14 protein-coding genes and 3 pseudogenes are annotated in these 19,280 nt (G+C 61.6%); 9 read left to right on the top strand and 8 right to left on the bottom strand.

All coding sequences use genetic code 11. The features are described 5' to 3' along the window. Positions 1-27: 27 nt before the first annotated feature. Positions 28-276, bottom strand: coding sequence for a hypothetical protein (locus tag ABIE53_RS23820; protein ID WP_006047687.1), 249 nt, complete (start codon positions 274-276; stop codon positions 28-30). A 368-nt stretch (positions 277-644) separates the two neighbouring features. On the opposite strand from ABIE53_RS23820, the gene ABIE53_RS23825 reads away from it, so the two are divergent. Further along, positions 645-812 (top strand): YajG family lipoprotein, encoded by a 168-nt coding sequence (locus tag ABIE53_RS23825; protein ID WP_107710921.1) that lies wholly within the window; start codon positions 645-647, stop codon positions 810-812. Positions 813-837: 25 nt separating this feature from the next. Here the strand turns inward: ABIE53_RS23825 and ABIE53_RS23830 are convergent, their stop codons facing one another. Continuing rightward, on the bottom strand, positions 838-1,743 hold the full coding sequence (locus ABIE53_RS23830) for a LysR family transcriptional regulator (protein WP_006047689.1): 906 nt from the start codon (positions 1,741-1,743) through the stop codon (positions 838-840). A gap of 113 nt (positions 1,744-1,856) precedes the next feature. Here ABIE53_RS23830 and ABIE53_RS23835 point away from each other — a divergent pair, with 113 nt between their 5' ends. The 5 genes and pseudogenes from ABIE53_RS23835 (at position 1,857) to ABIE53_RS23855 (ending at position 10,115) form a co-directional block, all read left to right on the top strand. Continuing rightward, positions 1,857-2,885 (top strand): DUF1338 domain-containing protein, encoded by a 1,029-nt coding sequence (locus ABIE53_RS23835; protein WP_029971541.1) that lies wholly within the window; start codon positions 1,857-1,859, stop codon positions 2,883-2,885. 37 nt (positions 2,886-2,922) lie between these two features. Then, complete coding sequence (locus ABIE53_RS23840) at positions 2,923-5,943, top strand: FAD-binding and (Fe-S)-binding domain-containing protein (protein WP_192700513.1); 3,021 nt, start codon at positions 2,923-2,925, stop codon at positions 5,941-5,943. Between the two features lie 80 nt (positions 5,944-6,023). Beyond that, positions 6,024-7,524: pseudogene (gene amaB, locus ABIE53_RS23845) on the top strand (L-piperidine-6-carboxylate dehydrogenase). Between the two features lie 148 nt (positions 7,525-7,672). Next, positions 7,673-8,846 (top strand): annotated as a pseudogene (locus tag ABIE53_RS23850) (NAD(P)/FAD-dependent oxidoreductase). Positions 8,847-8,896: 50 nt separating this feature from the next. Continuing rightward, positions 8,897-10,115, top strand: a pseudogene (locus tag ABIE53_RS23855) (aminotransferase-like domain-containing protein). Here ABIE53_RS23855 and ABIE53_RS23860 read toward each other — a convergent pair. The 3 genes from ABIE53_RS23860 to ABIE53_RS23870 form a co-directional block, all read right to left on the bottom strand. Next, entirely contained in the window at positions 10,112-11,203 is a 1,092-nt protein-coding gene (locus ABIE53_RS23860) for a LacI family DNA-binding transcriptional regulator (RefSeq protein WP_006047695.1), read from the bottom strand. The pseudogene ABIE53_RS23855 and the gene ABIE53_RS23860 sit on opposite strands and share 4 nt — an antisense overlap. Positions 11,204-11,310: 107 nt before the next feature. Further along, complete coding sequence (locus tag ABIE53_RS23865; RefSeq protein WP_053859648.1) at positions 11,311-12,261, bottom strand: dihydrodipicolinate synthase family protein; 951 nt, start codon at positions 12,259-12,261, stop codon at positions 11,311-11,313. 40 nt (positions 12,262-12,301) lie between these two features. Further along, positions 12,302-13,621: an MFS transporter gene (locus tag ABIE53_RS23870; RefSeq protein WP_192700509.1), complete on the bottom strand. Its 1,320-nt coding sequence runs from the start codon at positions 13,619-13,621 to the stop codon at positions 12,302-12,304. 431 nt (positions 13,622-14,052) lie between these two features. On the opposite strand from ABIE53_RS23870, the gene ABIE53_RS23875 reads away from it, so the two are divergent. The 3 genes from ABIE53_RS23875 (at position 14,053) to ABIE53_RS23885 (ending at position 16,523) form a co-directional block, all read left to right on the top strand. After that, entirely contained in the window at positions 14,053-14,259 is a 207-nt protein-coding gene (locus ABIE53_RS23875) for a hypothetical protein (protein WP_192700508.1), read from the top strand. Positions 14,260-14,424: 165 nt separating this feature from the next. Further along, the gene (locus ABIE53_RS23880; RefSeq protein ID WP_165919888.1) at positions 14,425-14,598 is read left to right on the top strand and encodes a hypothetical protein; all 174 of its coding nucleotides are present in this window, start codon (positions 14,425-14,427) and stop codon (positions 14,596-14,598) included. 782 nt (positions 14,599-15,380) lie between these two features. Continuing rightward, positions 15,381-16,523 (top strand): porin, encoded by a 1,143-nt coding sequence (locus ABIE53_RS23885; RefSeq protein WP_006047700.1) that lies wholly within the window; start codon positions 15,381-15,383, stop codon positions 16,521-16,523. 101 nt (positions 16,524-16,624) lie between these two features. Here the strand turns inward: ABIE53_RS23885 and ABIE53_RS23890 are convergent, their stop codons facing one another. From ABIE53_RS23890 to ABIE53_RS23900, 3 genes are all read right to left on the bottom strand, one after another. Further along, positions 16,625-18,184 (bottom strand): methyl-accepting chemotaxis protein, encoded by a 1,560-nt coding sequence (locus ABIE53_RS23890; protein ID WP_192700507.1) that lies wholly within the window; start codon positions 18,182-18,184, stop codon positions 16,625-16,627. Between the two features lie 201 nt (positions 18,185-18,385). Next, positions 18,386-18,610 carry a hypothetical protein gene (locus ABIE53_RS23895; RefSeq protein ID WP_029971551.1) on the bottom strand — a complete coding sequence of 75 codons (225 nt, stop codon included), beginning with the start codon at positions 18,608-18,610 and terminating at the stop codon, positions 18,386-18,388. A gap of 291 nt (positions 18,611-18,901) precedes the next feature. Then, positions 18,902-19,105, bottom strand: coding sequence for a cold-shock protein (locus ABIE53_RS23900; protein WP_006047703.1), 204 nt, complete (start codon positions 19,103-19,105; stop codon positions 18,902-18,904). Positions 19,106-19,280 lie beyond the last annotated feature (175 nt).

A 19,280-nucleotide genomic window follows, 5' to 3' on the forward strand; every position in this document is an offset into this window, starting at 1 on the left:
CGCTTTATTGTGGCGTATTGTGGATTATTAGCTCGTGCTGATTGCGACGCCGTGAGCGTGGCTATTCGAGCTTTGCGCTTCGAGTTCGTCCAGTTGGAGCAGAAGGACGTCGATAGAACGCAATTGCGCATTGGTCAGGTGCTGGGAATCGAGCAGTTGATGAAGCCGCTCGCGCCAGTAGGCGGCCGGCAGAATGGGCCCCGCGAGATCTCCGGCCATTGATGCACTCATGACTCGCGCAAGATGCGCGATCTCCAGGTCGATTAGCGTGTGCATGCCTCACCTCGCAACGTTCGTTCTTGTTGTGTAACCAAGAGCTACTAAACCTTAGTCCAAATGCGGCAAATAACCAATTCGATCGGCTATTAACCACGCCGCTAAAGCGCGGATGCTACGTTTTAGCTCACTCAGAAAGCATGATATGCGAGCCGCGAGTCCCAGTCTCGCCCGTTATGACAAAGAATGTCAAATCGGCCGAAGTTACCGTCCGTTTCAAATTGGCCGATCTCTTTTACGTAGAGTTTCCATATCCTTCAGGGCACAACAACGATGATGGAGGAATCGCCAATGAAAACCGTGTTTAAAACGCCGACGTGCGTGCTTGAATTTCCGCTCGTCGCGCAAGCCCTTCGTCGGGGAACCTGATGAAAAAAATCCTTTGCCTGTTTGCTGCAAGCGCCGCGCTGTTGAGCGGCTGTGCGCTTTATGTGCCCGATTCGCCGGGCGTGGTCGTCGTGCCGCAAGGCCATCCTCAGGGCGGTCCAGGCAATGGTTTCTGTCCGCCGGGGCAGGCGAAGAAGGGGAACTGCTGATCGTGAGGGAGTCGGTCCGCGCGCATCAGCGGCTTTGCGCGTTGTACGCGGCGGCTTCCTCGAGCAACCATGTCCTGAACAGTTCCAGTGGTTTGCCGTGACTGAGCTCGGTTGGATAGACCAGGTAGTACGCGGATTCTTCGACCGCCGTAGCGGCGAACGGAATCACCAGACCCAACTGCGTCAGTTGTTCGTCGACGAAAAATTTGGGCACCAGCGCAATGCCGAGCCCTGCGGCGGCGGCGCTGATCAGCATCGAATGCAGTTCGTAGCGCACGCCCTGCATCGTGGCGTTGTCTTCGACGCCGAGATTCGCGAACCAGCGCGACCAGGCATCGGGGCGCGTGGTGGAATGCAGCAGCGGATAATTCAGCAGTTCGTGCGGTTTGCGGATGCGCTTTGCAAGCAGCGACGGCGCACACACCGGCACGACTTCCTCGCCGAACAGATAGTCCGACGACGTGCCTGGCCACGTGGGCTTGCCATAGTGAATGGCGGCTTCGAAATGCGACTCCTCGAAAGAGAACAGGTCGGTGCGAATGCCCATGTTGATTCGAACGTCCGGATTGCGGTCGTTGAAATCCTTCATTCGCGGAATCAGCCATTGCGACGCGAACGTGGGAAGCACCGCGAGTTCGAGGTAGCCGCCGCCGCTGCCGTGCGCAATGATGGACAGCGTGTCGCGATCCAGATTCTCCAGCGCGCGGCGCACCTGTGTGCCATATAGACGTCCGGCGCGAGTGAGCATCACGCGCTGCTTCGAGCGAACGAAAAGACGCACGCCGAGATTCGATTCGAGCGTCGCGATCTGCCGTGAGATCGCGCTCTCCGTGAGGAACAGTTCCTTTGCCGCATGAGTGAAGCTCTCGTGCCGCGCGGCAGCTTCGAAGGCGAGCAGCGCACTCATGTTGGGAATCTTGAACTTGCGCATGTTAGTTCCGAAAGGTCATCAAGTGACAATTTAATCTCGCTTTACGAGGTGCGCAACAGTTTGAATAATGCGGTTCACGTATGTCGGGCTAGCCCGTAGTGAGAGAAAAACCAATGCGCAATTCGAACGTCGAACGCCTGTTATTGAAGCTGCTGGGTCCGGAAAAAACGGAGTCGCTCTTTACGACGCTGACATTCCCGACCGCACTGAGCGACTGGGAAGACGGCACGGTCACGCGCGCCGAACTCGCCCAGGCCATGAACATGGCGCTGTTCGAAGATCTGCTCGAGCGTTCGCCGAATGGCCGCGCTTACACGAACGAGGCAATCGCGAACGGCGGTTCCGTCTACTTCGATCACGGCGCATTGCGCACGGTGCGTTGGGACAACAATGGCGCATTGCCTCCGGGCGAGGCGGCGTTTACCCGCATCCTCCGGCCGCTCGGCTTCAAACTGAATGGCCGTTATCCGCTCGACAAACTGGGCATGACCGGCCGCGCGTACGCGCACGAAGATGCACCGGACGAAATCGCGCAGTTCTTCGTGAGCGAGTTGCATCCCGAACGCTTCTCCGCGGAATTCCAGCAGGCGGTGACGAATGTGGTGAGTTCGTCGAAAGATCCGTTGACGCCGCTCGCCGTTTCGCAGCTTTGGGAGCTGGAGCGCGAAGGCTCGCTTCCTATGGACGCGGCTCACAAGCTGCTGCCGGTGATTGTCGGCGCGTTTGCGCGTCAGCACGATGTGCCGAACGAGGCGGACTACGAAGTGCTGTTGCGCGAATCGGCGGAAATGGCGTGGATTTCAACCGAAGGCAATGCGTTCAATCACGCGACGGATCGCGTCGAAGACGTCTTCACGCTTTCGGACGAAGAGAAGAACAAGGGCCGGCCGATGAAGCCGGAGGTCGAGCGTTCGCGCTCCGGCCGCGTGTTTCAGACGGCCTATCGCGCCGATACGGTCGAGCGTCAGTTCAGGTCCGTCGGCGGCAAGCTCGTCACGCGCGATGTTCCGGGTTCGTTCTACGAGTTCATCACGCGTAAGCGCACGTTCGATCAGGCATCGCGTAGCTGGGTGACCGATCTGCGTTTCGATGCCGGCAACGCACAAGGCATTTTCAAAATGACCGCGAACGCGGCGCAGTAGAGTGGATAATGCGCTGAACGAAACGGTCGAGGGAGCGATGAGCGACGCACCACGCTACGCACAAAAGCCGGCCGCACCGTTCGTCGCAAGCCCGCGCCTGCTCGAACACGTCCAGGCGGATTTGCGCGCTACGCTGCGAGGCGAAGTGCGCTTCGACGCGGGCTCGAAAGCGTTGTATGCATCGGATGCGTCGAACTATCGGCAGATTCCGTTGGGCGCCGTCGTGCCCGCGGACGTGGACGATCTCGTCGCAGCACTCGAAGTCTGCCGCCGCAACGACGTGCCGTTTCTGACGCGCGGCGGCGGCACATCGCAAAACGGGCAGTGCGTAAACGTCGCGGTCGTGGCCGACACGAGCAAGTATGTGAATCGCGTCGTCAGCGTCGATCCGCAAAACAGAACGGCGCTTGTCGAGCCCGGCGTGATTTGCGACACGCTGCGCGATGCGGCCGAGGAACACGGCCTCACGTTTGCGCCGGACCCTGCCACGCACAGCCGTTGCACGCTCGGCGGAATGATCGCGAACAACTCATGCGGCGCGCACTCGGTGATGGGCGGCAAGACCGTCGAGAATATCGAAGCATTGGAGATTGCGACGTATGACGGCGCGCGCTTCTGGGTCGGCCCGACCAGCGACGCGGAACTGGACGACATCATCGCGACAGGCGGACGCCAAGGCGAAATCTACGCGAAGTTGCGCGACTTGCGCGACCGCTACGCCGAGCGCATCCGCGGCGAATTTCCGCAAATCAGACGCCGCGTGTCCGGCTTCAATCTCGATCAGTTGCTGCCGGAAAACGGCTTTAACGTCGCGCGTGCGCTCGTGGGCACCGAGGGCACTTGCGCCGTGACGCTGCAAGCGAAGGTGCGTCTCGTGCATAGCCCGGCGTGCCGTGTGCTGCTCGTGCTCGGTTTCAGCGACATCTATACCGCCGCCGATGCCGTCCCGCACTTCAACCGTTTTTCGCCGATCGCGATTGAAGGACTCGACCGCGCGATCATTCGCGGCTTGCAGGCGCGCGGTTTAAAGAGCGACGAAATCGCGCTGCTGCCGGATGGCGACGCATGGGTCGTGCTCGAATTCGGTTCGGACACGGTTGCCGACGCGCTCACGCAAGCGAACGACGCAGCTGCGTACTTCAAGTCAGGCGCGGCGGGCGCGGATATCAGCGGGCTTGTCGTCGAAGACAAGCACAAGCAGCAGAAGATCTGGTCGATACGCGAGACGGGCGCGTCGGCGGTCGCTTTGTCGATCGATCCGTCGAAGCCCGACCCGATTGTCGGCTGGGAAGATGCGGCAGTCGATCCGCTGCGGCTAGGCGATTATCTGCGCAAGTTTCAGGCGCTCGTGGACCGCTTCGGTTACGAGACGTGCCTCTATGGTCACTTCGGCGACGGCTGCGTGCATGCGCGCATCACGTTCGATATTCGTACCGCCGAAGGCGTCGGCAAATGGCGAAGCTTTCTGCGCGAGGCGGCGCAACTGGTGGTCGATTTCGGCGGCTCGCTATCGGGCGAACATGGCGACGGCCAGGCCAAGGCCGAGTTTCTGCCCATCATGTATGGGCCCGAAATCTTGCAGGCGATGCAGGAGTTCAAGGCGATCTGGGACCCGCTCAATCGCATGAATCCCGGCAAGGTGGTTCATGCGTATCGCGCCGATGAAAACCTTCGTATGGGTCCCGCTTATAAGCCGGTCACGCTGACAACGAAGCTCACGTTCGCGAGTCGCGAGGGCGACGGTATGCAGCGCGCGGTGGAACGCTGCATCGGCATGGGTAAATGCCGTTCGCTCGACGGCGGCACGATGTGCCCGAGTTTTCGCGCGACGCGCGAGGAGAAGTTCTCGACGCGTGGCCGCGCGCATCTGTTCTGGGAAATGCTTCAGGGCGAAGTGATCGAGGACGGCTGGAATAGCACGGAAGTAAAGGACGCGCTCGACACCTGCCTCGCGTGCAAGGGCTGCAAATCCGATTGTCCGACGCATACCGACATGGCCTCGTACAAGGCCGAGTTTCTGTCGCATTACTACGAGAGGCATCGTCGGCCGCGTCAGGCGATGTTCATGGGCCGCATCGGTCAGTGGGCGCCGCTTGCGAGCCGCTTCGCGCGCGTGACCAATTTGATGACGTCGGCGAAACCGCTGGCTCATATCGGCAAGTGGATCGCGGGCGTGGCTCGCGAGCGGCATCTGCCGGTCTTTGCGCCGCGCACGTTCCGCGCTATGGAGGCGCGTCGCGTGAAGGTCGGCAGCGCCGCGGCAAATGAGCCTTCACGCAAGGTCATTTTGTGGGTCGACACGTTCAACGACCACTTCTCGCCCGAGATCGCGACGGCCGCGCTCGAGGTGCTGACGCGCATCGGCTATCACGTCGTATTGCCGCGCAAGCGTCTTTGCTGCGGCCGGCCGTTGTACGACTATGGGCTGCTGGACGAAGCGCGCGCTCTACTTCGCAGCGCCGTGAATGAACTTGCCGACGACATCGAAGCCGGCGTGCCGGTAGTCGGACTCGAACCCGGATGCCTGTCCATCTTCAAGGACGAACTACTCAAGCAGCTTCCCGACGACCCTGTTGCAAAGAGGCTGTCGGACCAGACGTTTCTGTTCGCCGACTTTGTCGCGCGCGCGGATTACGAATGGCCGAAGCTCGACGCGGATGTCGTCGTGCATGGACATTGCCATCAGAAGTCGATCTTCGGCATGAAGGGCGACACGGAGTTGCTCGACAAACTGGGCGTGCGCTGGACGCTGCTCGACACGGGCTGTTGCGGCATGGCCGGCTCGTTCGGTTTCAGTGCCGACCACTACGAACTGTCGATGAAAATCGCCGAAGACAAGCTCTTGCCGCTTGTGCGCAACGCTCCCGCTGAAGCGATTGTCGTGACGAACGGCTTTAGCTGCCGCGAGCAGATCGAGCAGGGAGCTGGCAGACACACGCTGCATATCGCGCAATTGGTCGTGAAAGCGTTCGAACCGATGGCGGAGACGGCGCCATTTCCGATCAGAAATGACGGCTCGCAACCCGCGCACGCCGCGCAACCCACGCCGCACGCTTAGTGTTGCCGCCTAAAACCGGGGCGTGTATAGTTTCCGAACGTACCAAAATTTCGTATTGGAAATTCAAAGAGGTCTCAATCGTGAAAGCATCGACAATTCTCTCCGAACTCGGCATTTCCCACCTCGCGGAAGCGGGCGACATCGCCGTTCACTCGCCGATCAATGGCGAACTCATCGGCCGCGTCGCGAGCAACACGGTTGCCGACGTCGACGCCGCGCTGGCTAACGCGCAGAAGGCTTATGCAAGCTGGCGCAGCGTGCCCGCGCCGCGCCGCGGAGAGTTGGTGCGCCTGCTCGGCAACAAACTGCGCGAGCAGAAGCATGCGCTCGGCAGCATCATCACGCTCGAGACCGGCAAGATTCTTCAGGAAGGCCTCGGTGAAGTGCAGGAAATGATCGACATCTGCGACTTCGCGGTCGGCCTGTCGCGTCAGCTTTACGGCCTCACCATCGCGTCCGAGCGCCCGGGGCATCGCATGGCTGAAACGTGGCATCCAATGGGCGTGTGCACCGTCATTTCCGCGTTCAATTTTCCGGCGGCCGTGTGGTCGTGGAATGCGGCGCTTGCACTCGTGTGCGGCAATGCGGTGATCTGGAAGCCGTCCGAGAAAACGCCGCTCACCGCGCTTGCCGCCGACAAAATCCTGCAAGACGCGTTGAAGGAATTCGGCGATGCGCCGGAAGGCCTGACGCGCGTCGTCAATGGCGGCCGCGATGTCGGCGCGAAACTGGTTGCGGACCCGCGCTCGAATATCGTCAGCGCGACGGGCAGCACGGAAATGGGCCGCACCGTCGGCGTCGAAGTGGCGCGCCGCTTCGGCCGCTCGATTCTCGAGCTCGGCGGCAATAACGCAGGCATCGTCTCGGGCACCGCCGATCTGGAACTGGCGCTGCGCGGCATCGTCTTTTCGGCGGTCGGCACGGCAGGTCAGCGCTGTACGTCGCTGCGCCGCCTGTTCGTTCACGAAAGCGTGTACGACAAGGCCGTCGAGCGACTGAAGACGCTCTATAGCAAAGTCGTGATCGGCAATCCGCTGGAGCAGGGTGTGCTGATGGGACCGTTGATCGACGAGCAGTCGTTCAACCCGCATGCAGGCCGCGCTGGAACAGGCGAAGAGCGAAGGCGGCAAGGTATTCGGCGGCGAGCGCCACGCGGTGGCCGGCAACGAGAAGGCGTTCTATGTGCGCCCCGCCATTGTCGAGATGCCTTCGCAAACGCCGATCGTGCTGAAGGAAACCTTCGCGCCGATTCTTTACGTGCTGAAGTACAGCGAATTCAATGACGCGATCGACGGCAATAACGCAGCCGTGCACGGCCTTTCTTCGTGCGTGTTCACTACAGACCTGCGCGAAGCCGAGCGATTCCTGTCGGCGTCGGGCAGCGACTGCGGTATTGCGAACGTGAACATCGGACCGAGCGGCGCGGAGATCGGCGGCGCGTTTGGCGGCGAAAAGGAAACCGGCGGCGGGCGCGAATCGGGCTCCGACTCGTGGAAGGCGTATATGCGCCGCGCGACCAACACGGTCAACTATTCGTCGGCACTGCCGCTTGCCCAGGGCATCGACTTCAATATTGGTTAAGCGGGTTTCTTTGCATATAACGGCCGTTGCGAGACGGCCGTTTTTTTAAGCCGGCCCCGCTTTTGCGGGTCTGTCGGGCAAGGTCGATTACTCTGCGTCGGCTGGCGTTTTTTGAAATCGCCTCGCCGTGTGCAATCGGGAGCAAGTCTTGAGTTCTCAAGTCGTTATTGTCGGCGGCGGCGTTATCGGTAGTTCTATCGCTTACTTCCTGCGCGCTTCCGATCCGACGGTTTCGGTGACCGTGATCGAGCGCGATCCGAGTTATGCGAGGTCGTCGTCGGCGTTATCGGCCGCTTCGATCCGGCAGCAGTTTTCCACGCCGCTATCGATTCAGATGTCGCTGTACGGCATCGAATTTCTGCGCAATATCGGCGAGCTTCTCGAAGTGGACGGGAATAGGCCGTCGATCGATCTGCATGAAGGCGGCTATCTGTTTCTCGCGACGCCCGCCGGCGATGCAACGCTGCGCGAGAATCACGCGTTGCAGACGAGCCTTGGCGCGGACATCAATCTGATGGACCGGCAAACACTGAAGGCGAGATTCCCGTGGCTGAATGTCGAAGATCTCGTGTCGGGTGCATTCGGCGAAAGCGGCGAAGGATGGTTCGACGGCTACGGGCTCGTGCAGGCGCTTCGCAAGAAAGCTCAGTCGCTCGGCGCGCGCTATGTCGCGGCCGACGTAACAGGCGTGGTTCGCGAGGGCCGCAAGATCACTCACGTAATCGCCGGCAATGGCGAGCGCTATCCATGCGATACGGTGGTGAATGCCGCGGGTGCGTGGGCGCGCAAGATCGCCGGCATGATGGACATCGACATTCCGGTGTTCGCGCGCCGCCGCAGCATTTTCAACGTGTCGTCGCCGGCGCGGCTCGAAGCTTGTCCGCTGCTGATCGACCCGACTGGCGTGTACTTCCGCCCTGAAGGAAAGACCTATATTTGCGGCACATCGCCGGGCGCGGATAACGACCCGGACGATCTGCCGCTCGACGAAGTCGATCACGCGCCTTTTCGACGACATCATCTGGCCGACGCTCGCGCATCGCGTACCGGAATTTGAGGCGCTGCGTGTCGAGAACTGCTGGTCGGGCTACTACGAGTACAACGTGTTCGACCATAACGCGATCATCGGCTATCACCCGCAGATCGAAAACTGTGTGTTTGCCAATGGCTATAGCGGACATGGTCTTCAGCAAGGTCCGGCGACGGGGCGCGGTGTGAGCGAACTGATTCTGAACGGACGCTATGTGTCGCTCGATCTCTCTTCGTTGAGTTGGCAGCGCTTGCTGGAAAACCGTCCTATTGTGGAAAAGAACGTGGTGTAGCGCGCGTTTTATCCACGTAGTCTGATCGCCCGCTTCGAGCCCATCACAACATGTACGAATTCACCGCGCCTTTCCAGAATCCTTCGGGCTCTCCGATTCGCGAACTGTTCAAGTATCTCGGCGAGCCCGGCATGATTTCGTTTGCCGGCGGCTATCCCGCGAGCGATCTGTTCGATGTAGACGGTCTAAAGCAAGCAGCGGGCCGCGCGTATCACGACCCGAACCTGTGTCTTCAATACGGACCCACCGACGGGCTACCCTTACTCAAGCACCAACTCATCCAGTTGATGGCGCGCCGCAATGTATCGTGCGAGCCGAACGAGATGCTGGTCACAACCGGATCGCAGCAGGGACTCGACCTGTTGCTTCGCGTGCTGGTGAATCCTGGCGATGTCGTGGTGACTGAGCAGCCTGCATATCCCGCGACGCTTCAGGCACTTCGGCTTCAGCAGGCAAAAATCGTTACGGTTCCCGTCGATGCACACGGCCTCGACGTCGCCCGTCTCGCCACGCTTCTTGCGTCCGGTACGTTTGCGCGACCGAAGCTGCTCTACACTGTCCCCACGTTTGCGAACCCCACTGGCGCAACGATTACGCGCGAGCGCCGCATCGCATTGCTGAAGCTGGCGGTGCAGTACCGATTCCTTATCGTCGAGGACGACCCATACGGCGACCTGCGTTTTTTCCGGCGAAGCCGTGCCGTCCATCCTTTCTCTTGCGTCCGAAGTCGACGGCGCGCGTGACTGGGTCGTTCATTTCGCGAGCCTCTCGAAGATCGTTGCGCCCGGCCTGCGTGTAGGCTGGACGATTGCACCCGCGGAAATCACGCGCCGTTGCGTGATCGCCAAGCAGACAGTCGACCTTTGCAGCGCGCCGTGGACGCAAGCCATCGCCGCCGAATACCTCGCCGACGGCGCGCTCGAACGGCATCTGCCGCGCATTACCGCAATGTACGGACGCAAATGCGAAGCGCTATGCAACGCACTGCACGCGCAACTCGGCGATGCGCTCGAGTTTCATCGGCCCGAAGGCGGCATGTTTGTGTGGGCGCGTTTGAGTGAGAGCGGCAACGGCATCGACGCGTCCGCGCTTCTTCAACGTGCGATCGGCAACAAGGTGATGTTCGTGCCAGGCAAGGCGTTTTTCGCGGACAACGTCGACGCTGCGTCGCTGCGCCTGTCGTTTGCGGCGCCGGGTATCGCCGACATCGAAGAAGGCGTAACGCGGCTCAAGCGCGCGTATGGCGAGGTGACGGCAGGCGGTGCTTAGCCGGCCGCGCGCGTAGCCGCCGGCCCCGACGACTCTCTCACATGCAGCAGCGCGCGCACTTCATGGCTGCGTTGCGGCCGCTTGCCGTCGAGCGCGTCGAGCAGATGTTGCGCGGTGAGCTGTCCGATTTCGTAGGTGTCCACACGCATTGTCGTGAGCGTCGGGCGAATCGCTTTGGATATTTCGAGGTCGTCGAAGCCCGTCACCGAGAGTTCATCGGGAATCGCAATGCCGAGTTCTTGCGCTTCACGCAGCACGCCAAGCGCAATGTGATCGTTGCCGCAGATGATCGCAGTCGGACGTTCGCATGGCGCTTCCCAGATCGCGCGCAGACTGCGGCGCCCGAATGCAATGGTGGATTCGCCTTCGCACATGTGTTCCGGCCGCACCGCGAGGCCGTGGCGTTCGAGCGTCGCGCGAATGCCGGCGACGCGCGCCTGCACGCGGTCGTTGTCGCGCGTCGGTTGGATGCACACAGCGAACGAGCGATGACCGAGGCCAATCAGATGCTCGGTCATCTGCACATAGGCGGCGAAATTATCGAAACCGATGCAAACGTGCGGGCTTTCCTTGCGATACGCGTACGTCACCGCATACGGCACGCGGTAGAGCCGCAACGCGTCGAAGAGTTCGGGTGGATGCGCTTCGCCGACCACGGCCATCGCCTCGGCGCCGCGCGCGAGCATCGCCCGCACCTGCACGAGCGCCTGCGCGGGATCGTAGTTCGAGCAGCCGAGCACGAGCGTAATGCCGCGCGCCGCGAACGCGGCCTGCATGCCGCTCACCTGCGACGCGAACACCTGATCGTCGAGCGTGGGAATGATGATGCCGGCAATGTGGCTGCGCGTGGACGCGAGCGCGCGGCCGGCGGCGTTGGGAAACCAGTTGAGCGTGACGGCGGCCTGCTCGACGCGCTCGCGCACGGCGGCGGATACTTTCTCGGGCTCGTTATAGACACGCGATACGGTCGCCGTCGAAACGCCCGCGAGCTTCGCGACGTCCGACAGCACCGTGCGGCCCGTGCCGCGGCGCACACGGTTCGTCTGGGTTCGGGCAGTGGAAGCGGGTGACTCGGGCGTGTCGGACATGAGTTCGAAAAGCAAACGCGAAGCGGGAAGCCTGCCATCTTACCGCCGCGCTTCGCACAGCGTAATCGCGGCGATGGAACGCATGGCGCGGCATAGCGCGCGCAGTACTAGCGGAGCGCCGCGATGCGCGCGCGAAAATGCTCGGTGCCGGCGACGATCTTGTCGAGGATCGCATCCAGCGCCCAGAACCGTTCGCGCACGTCGTAGTCGATCACGCGGCAGCGGATCGAGCCGAACGTGCCGATGCGCTGGTGGTACATCTTCGCAAGCGCGGGATAACCGAGCGATTCGCTGACGGCAGCCAGCACGAGGAACGTCGCGAGTTCTTCGGCGAGTGCGGGATCTTGCGCCGCGTCGTTGCGCAGCCATTTGTACAGGTCAGGATGGAAGTTCGTGAACACGCCGTTAAAGCCCGCGGAGCCGGCTTTCATCGCGTCCCACGCAATGGCCGCGTTGGCGTTGAGGATCTTCAGCGACGAGCCCTCTGCAAGTGCGACGCGGCGCTTGACCGTCGGCAGATCGCAGCTTACGTCTTTCAGCATGATGAAGCGACCGGTGTCGATGCAGAGCTTTAGTTCGTCATCCGAAAGAAGCCGTCGGTAGGGTGCGGGACATTCATAGAGACCGAGCGGCACGTCCGACGGAAGGCGCGCGAGCAGCCGCTCGAGATTCGCGGCGAATGCCTGCGTTCCTTCGCGAGCGGGGTCGAGTCTGTTGGTCACGAGCACGACGCCTTGCGCGCCCGTGGCCGCGGCTACGTTGAGTTCCTCGGCTTGCGCGTCCGGATCGTCGCTGATGTGGCCGGACACCACGACAGGAATTCTGCCCGCGACTTTCTCGACGACGAAGCGCCCCAGCGCGCCGCGCTCGGCGAGCGTGAGGAACTGCATTTCGCTCGACTGCGCGACTGCAAAAAGCGCGTCCGATCCATTCGCGATGTACCACTCGATCAGACGTTCGAGGCCGGGGTAGTCGATTGCGCCGGAGTCGTCGAAGGGAGTCAGCATCACGGGGACGATGCCTTCAATTGACGAGGTAGTTTGCTGCGCGTTTGTCATGGTGTGATGCTCCTGAAGTGGGTTCGTGAGTCCGGCGCGCTCATGCCGGCGCCTGCATCGGTTCGTTGGCGGCGGGTTCGTCGGCGATGGGTTTGCGCACCAGCAGCAGGTAACTCATTGCGCCGATGAACGCGATGCCCGCGGCCGTCAATAGCGCGGGCACGAACGACCAGGTCTGCGCGATGTAGCCGGTGAAGATGGGCGCGAGCGCACCGCCGAGAAAGCCGCCGAAGTTCTGGATCGCGCCGAGCGAGCCGACGCGGTTCGGCGGCGCGGCCGCTGTCGCGAGCGCCCACGAACTGGCGGACGCCGCGTTGGCCAGAAAGATCACGACGGAGATGCACACAATCGCGAGCGTATTGCTCTGCACGAGCGCGGCCGGAATCGTGAACGCGACCATGCCGAGCATCGCGATGACCACGGAATTGCGACGGCTCGCGACCGGGCTCGCGCTGCGGCTCGTGATGAGGTCGGAGAACCAGCCGGCCGTGAGCGAACCGAGAAAGCCGCAGAAAAACGGCACCGATGCGGCCACGCCGGTGTGCATCAGGCTCATGTGACGCGCCATCGTCAGATAGCCGGGCAGCCATGTCAGGTAGACCCAGTTCAGATAGACCGAGCCGAAGAAGCCGATCAGCATGCCCCACGTCGTGCCGTGCGAAAAGAGCGACCGCCATTCCGCGAACGTGACGGTCGGCTGCGGCTTTAGGTCCGCTTCGTCGCCTTCCAGATAGAGGCGGTCGGCTTCGCTCATCGTCGCCTTCGCCGGGTCGCGATAGAGCGCGAACCAGACGGCCGCCACGATCAGCCCGACGACGCCGGTCACGATGAACGCCCAGCGCCAGTGAAAATTCACGACCAGCACCGAGAGGCAGAGCGGCGCGAGCGCGGTGCCGAGCGGCGACGCAGAATTGAAGATGCCGGTCGGCTTGCCGCGTGCGCGCAGCGGAAACCAGTTGCTGACCACGCGAGCCGCCGACGGAAACTGCGGCGCTTCGCCGATGCCGAGCACGATCCGCGCAAGCACGAACCAGCCGAAGGTGGACACGAAGCCGCCGGCCACCTGCGCGAGCGACCAGACGATCAGGCCGATGCCGAGCAGCTTGCGCGGTCCGATCCGGTCGACGAGTCCGCCGACTGGCAACTGGAAGAGCGCGTAGCTCCACGAGAACGCCGAAAGCAGCAGGCCCATTTGCCCGAGCGACAGGCCCATGTCGTGACGGATCAACGGATTGGCGACGGCCAGCGTCCCGCGATCCAGATAGTTGACGATGCCGCTCACCATCAGCAGCGTGAGCGCCACGACCTGCGCGCGGCGGATGGTGGGCGGGGCCAGCTCGTGGCTCGGGGTTGCGCTCATGATCGTCGTCTCCGTTTCATGTTTGCGGTTCTGCTGGGTGACCGCGCCGATGCGGTGCCGGGCGGGTGGATGTTGCGCGTCGTGGCGGGCGGCGCGCGGTGGTTCGGGGCCTTGGCGGCTTGTCTTGCTGTGCTGCTGCCGCAGGCGTTGCTACGTTCGGATGTTGTGTTAGCGCTTACATTACGACTCATCGGGTGGCGTTTAAACGCGGTGGCGCCCGCATCTAAGGTGGATTCGTCGCGATGATAGCGCTTACATTTTGTGTTGCACTGAGCGTGTGTGCAAGTCGAAAACGCGGTTGACGGGTAAACACCGACCTGGCGCGAGCACGTCATCGGCCTTCGTCCGAGCGCTAATAGGAACAGTGGCAAGCGCGGCACGCACCTTGCTAAAGCTCGGCGCACAGACAGAAGTCAAATAACGAGAACGCCATGCCACAAGACCAGACCGCTATAGAGTTTTCACAGTCCCAGCCCGTGCTCGTCACGCCGTTGCACGGCGTCGTCGACGGTGCGCCGTCGCGTCAACTCAGCCTGCTGGCGTGCATCACGTTCTGCTTTGCGTGGCTGTTTGGGCTGGAGCCTTTTCTGACAGGCGCCGCCGATAATCCGACGACGTCCGGCGCGGATCGCCCTTAAAGGAATGTCGCCGCAGCAACGACGCGGGAAATTTCCGCTACGCGCAAGCGCAGTTTCTACATCGACGATCAAGGGCTTCGGCCCAAGCCGCTGAAGCGGCACACAGCGGGAATACCCGTTGCGCGGCTCACGGTGGGAGATGTTCCCATCCGCAGGAGGCTGACCATGCAAACCGATCCCACCATCGACCCCATTGCCGACCCGTCGAACCAGCCGCTCGATGCGCCGGAAGAGCAGCCACGTCCGTTGACGGACACGCCGCCCGACACCGATCCGCTGGCGCCCGGCAGTTCCCCAGAGGACGAGGACGCGCTCGGGCTGCCCGAAGACGACTCCTAGATCACGGAGTCCAGCCGACGGAATTGGGGAAACTACTCGTGAAAAGGCGAACGGCCGTGCCGTTAATGTAGATGGAAGGCTGTTCGATGCATTGCCGTCCGCTTTCAGCACCGGGTTTGTCACGCGGCGGTCGGCGCCGCAGTTCACCTCCGGGCAACGCCCGTGCTGAAGGCTTCACTTATCATTCACTTATCAGCATCGAATAATGTGAGTGCGGCGTCATTCCGCAATCGCAATAAGCCGCCTAATGGGCGGCTTTTCATTTTCTGCGCGAGAACTGGATACGGTATTAATAGGCAATCCACGCGAGAAGACAATATTAATTCGATTTAGTTCCCGGAATTCGTAAATAAACCTAACCGCTCATTGCCCGCTGGCAATGCTGCTTAATTAATAAGCAAACTCCGCGAGCGGTTAATTGCCCGCCTGCTCCCCGTATTGCTTCGCGCGTATTACAACCTGTTGCATTTGCGCAACTTGAGTTATTGAAAAGTTGCAAATATTTTATGGCGAAGGCAGTCGGCCCGCCTGTCCCTTATTCCGGTTAATTCTCCAAAAACAATAACTTAGCGGAAACGGCCGTTCGATTATTGCGGATCGGGAAAGACCGTGTTGCGTAAATTGCGCGCGCCGCTATTAGGGTGACCCCCTACACTCACGCTTCGTTTCAAGGGTGCCCGGCCGTCCCAGAACGGGGCGGCGTCAAGGGCGGCGGCGCCTCCGTGCACCGCCGAGGCTGGTCCCGCTCCCCAACGAAAATTTATCGAACAGGAGTCCCACGCATGAAAAAGAGTCTCATCGTCGTTGCGGTTGCCGCATCGTTCGCATCCGTTGCTCACGCACAAAGCAGCGTTACCCTGTACGGCCTGCTGGACGCTGGCGTGACGTACACGAGCAACGTTGCTCACAACTCGAAGTGGGCAGCCGGCAGCGGCGGCATCGATCAGAGCCGTTTCGGTCTGCGCGGTTCGGAAGACCTGGGTGGCGGCCTGAAGGCAATCTTCACGTTGGAAAGCGGCTTTAACATCAACAACGGCCGTTTCGCTAACAACAACGGCATGTTCAACCGTCAGGCATTCGTCGGTCTGTCGAGCGCGCAATTCGGTTCGGTCACGCTGGGCCGTCAATACGACGCAGCGCAAGACTACCTGGCACCGCTGACCGCAACGGGCAGCTGGGGCGGCACGTACTTCGCGCACCCGTTCAACAACGACAACCTGAACACGAACGGCGGCTTCGCAGTCAACAACTCGGTCAAGTACTCGAGCGCTAACTACGCTGGCTTCACGTTCGGCGGCACGTACGGCTTCTCGAACCAGGCTGGCGCATTCGCAAACAACCGCGAATACAGCTTGGGCGCTGCTTACCAGTGGCAAGGTCTGCGTTTGGGCGCTGCTTACGCACAGCAGAACAACCCGGGCGCAACGAACGCAGCAGGCACGGCTAGCAACGGCGGCGCTTCGGACGGCGCGTTCGCAGGCTTGACGGGCAACTTCCGTCAGCGCGAATTCGGCGCGGCAGGTTCGTACTCGTTCGGCCCGGCAACTGTCGGTCTGGCATGGACGCAATCGCGTATCGACAACGTTGCAGGTGTTCAGCAATCGCTGCGCGCTAACAACTACGAAGTCAACGGCAAGTACAACCTGACCCCGGCTCTCGGCCTGGGCGTGGCGTACACGTTCACCGACGGCAAGGGCTATGGCGTTGCCGCAAACGGTGGCTCGACCTCGGTTCGTTACCACCAGATCGGCCTGCAGGCTGACTACTCGCTGTCGCGTCGTACGGACGTCTACGCTCAAGCCGTGTACCAGCACGCAATGGGCGACGGCGGTGTCGCTTCGATCTACAGCGGCGATATCACGCAAGCTCCGTCGTCGTCGAAGAACCAGACGGCTGCTACGGTCGGTCTGCGTCACCGCTTCTAAGCTTCACCAGAAGCTGCTTGTTGTACAAAAAGGTGCCGTTCGCGGCACCTTTTTTTATGCGTGCGAGAAACGTGTGGGCGTGCGTGTGTCGTCGGCAAAGATCAGCCGGCTTGCCCGACCCTGAACACCGCGACGGCCTCGCGCAGCCGCTCGGTCTGCTCGTCCAGCGAGCCTGCGGCGGCCGCGGCCTGCTCGACAAGCGCGGCGTTGCGCTGCGTGACGTCGTCCATCTGGCGAATCGCGAGATTCACTTCGCCGATGCCTGAGCTTTGCTCCTTCGACGCCGCCGAAATTTCGTTCATGATCGCCGTGACGCGGCGCACCGCCTCGACGACCTCGCCGATCGTGCTGCCGGCCTTGCCGGCCAGCGTCGAACCTTCGCCGACCTGCTCGACGGACTGGTCGATCAACACCTTGATTTCCTTGGCCGCCGTCGCGCTGCGCTGCGCGAGATTGCGCACTTCGCCCGCGACGACCGCGAAACCGCGGCCTTCTTCGCCGGCGCGCGCGGCTTCGACCGCGGCGTTGAGCGCGAGGATGTTCGTCTGGAACGCAATGCCCTCGATCACGCTGATGATCTCGCCGATCTTGCGCGAACTATCGGTAATGCCGGCCATTTTCTCGACGACGTCGTTGACGACCTCGCCGCCGCGTGCCGCGATGCTCGACGCGTCTTTCGCCAGTTCGGACGCGGTCGCCGCATTGTCCGCGTTCTGCGTGACGGTTTTGGTGAGTTCATCCATGCTGGCGGCGGTTTGCTGCAACGACGCCGCCTGTTCTTCGGTGCGGCTCGACAAATCCAGATTGCCCGCGGCGATTTCCTTCGAAGCAACCGTGATTGTCTCGGCCGAATTCTTGATGCGCGCGACGGTGGCCGCGAGCTGATCGCGCATCTCGCGCAGTGAGAAGAGCAGGCTGGAGGTATCGTCGCGACGCAAGTCGATAGGCGTCGCGAGGTCGCCGCGAGCGATGCGCATGGCGATCTGCGCAGCCGCGGACGGCTCGCCGCCAATCGAACGCGAGACATTGCGCACCACGCGCGACGCGACGAACGACACGAGCACGCCGAGTACGAGCAGCATGCCGCCCGAGCGCAGCAGCGTCTCGTAGAACTGCGCCTGAATGTCGTCCATATAGGCGCCGGCGATGAAGTCCCAGTTCCACGGCGCGAAGCGCTTCACGTAGCCGATCTTTTCGCTGGGTTTGGTCTCGCCGGGTTTCGGCCACCAGTAACGCAGGTAGCCCGAGCCGGCCGACGAGCCGCCCGCCGCTGCGATGTCGTGATAGAGCGCGGTGCCCTTGGCGTCGCGAAAGCCGCTCATGTCCTTGCCGTTGAGCTGCGGGCTCATCGGATGAGCGACCATTACGGAGTCGCTGCGCACGATCGTCACATAGCCCGATTTGCCATAACGCTGTGCCGTCACACGGGCAATGGCCTGCTGCTTCGCGTCGTCGACGGAAAGCTTGCCGGCGTCCGCCTGCTTCGCGTAGTCCGCGACGATCGACGCCGCCATGTCCGTGACGTCGGCAAGCGCCGAGCGACGCGCGTCCATTTGTGCGCTACGCGCTTCGAGCGCGTTGACGACGGTCACGATCAGCAGCGCTACCCAGCAAAGCAGCAGGGGCACCCACAACTTCTGTTTTAGTGTCAGACGGTTCATTTATCGGATTCGACGGTGCGTTGAGCGCGAAATAGGGAGCGCGGGCGAGGCCGCGCCATAGTTCGCATAACGGCTGTCGAAGCGGATTCTTTATCCGCGTGCCGATAAATTGGACAGGAAAAGCGTGGCCGTTCTGGCCTGTGCTTTTGACGATAAGCGCCAATAGATCAGAGCTTCTGACTTCGCGCGCTTATCGTGGCGTCAACCGCGCGTATCGACCCACTCGCGTGCCCAACGTGCGGAATGCTCCAATGCCTGTTCTTCGTCGGCGAAGTAGTCGAGCGAATAGAACTGGTAGAGGCCATCCGCGCGCGCGCTGTCGGCGCGTTCGAGCAGCAGGTTGGACGAGAAGGTGCCATCGGGCAGACGGTGCGCCGAAGGTTGAACGGCATAGCCGTTGTAATGATGAATATGTTTGTTTTGCATTTGTATTTTAATAATGTACGGGTGCGCGGCCGCCATGCGAACTGTCATTGAGTCGCGCGGACGAGCCGATTCAAAGCCATTGCGAGCCGAATCAGGGCGCAGCCGGAAAGCTAAAAGGGCGTTGAAGCCGAAAGGGGAATGACGTGCAACGAGGCGTTTGGCGCTCGGGCGAGTTGCCGACATAGCTGCAACTCTGAAGCGATCGCGCGCCAACTGTGGGAGACGAAGCTCCGCGAGGATGTCGCTGCAGCCCGATGTCCGTTGCCGGACACCGAGCCCTTCAAACTTTGCTTAGAGCGGCGTGATGTTGGCCGCTTGCAGACCCTTCGGGCCTTGCTTGGTTTCGAAGCTCACCTTCTGGTTTTCAGCGAGCGTCTTGAAGCCGTTGCCGCTGATTTCGGAGAAGTGCGCGAACAGGTCGTCGCCGCCCTTGTCCGGGGTGATGAAGCCAAAGCCTTTGCTGTCGTTGAACCACTTAACGGTACCGGTATCCATGAAGAATCCTTGAGGAAAGAAATAGAAAATATGCTCTTGCGAAAGAGCGGCTGAAGCGTCAAGGAGGGAGAGGACAACGAATACCGCTGAGGGAGCGAGACATTGATGAACAGCAATCGAACTTCTTGAACTTCGGATGCAACAGTAACCGCTGGGGCATACCGGCGTCAACACT

Origin of the sequence: Paraburkholderia sp. OAS925 (assembly GCF_040543975.1) — a bacterium.
In the GTDB taxonomy this organism is placed as follows: Bacteria; Pseudomonadota; Gammaproteobacteria; order Burkholderiales; family Burkholderiaceae; genus Paraburkholderia; species Paraburkholderia graminis.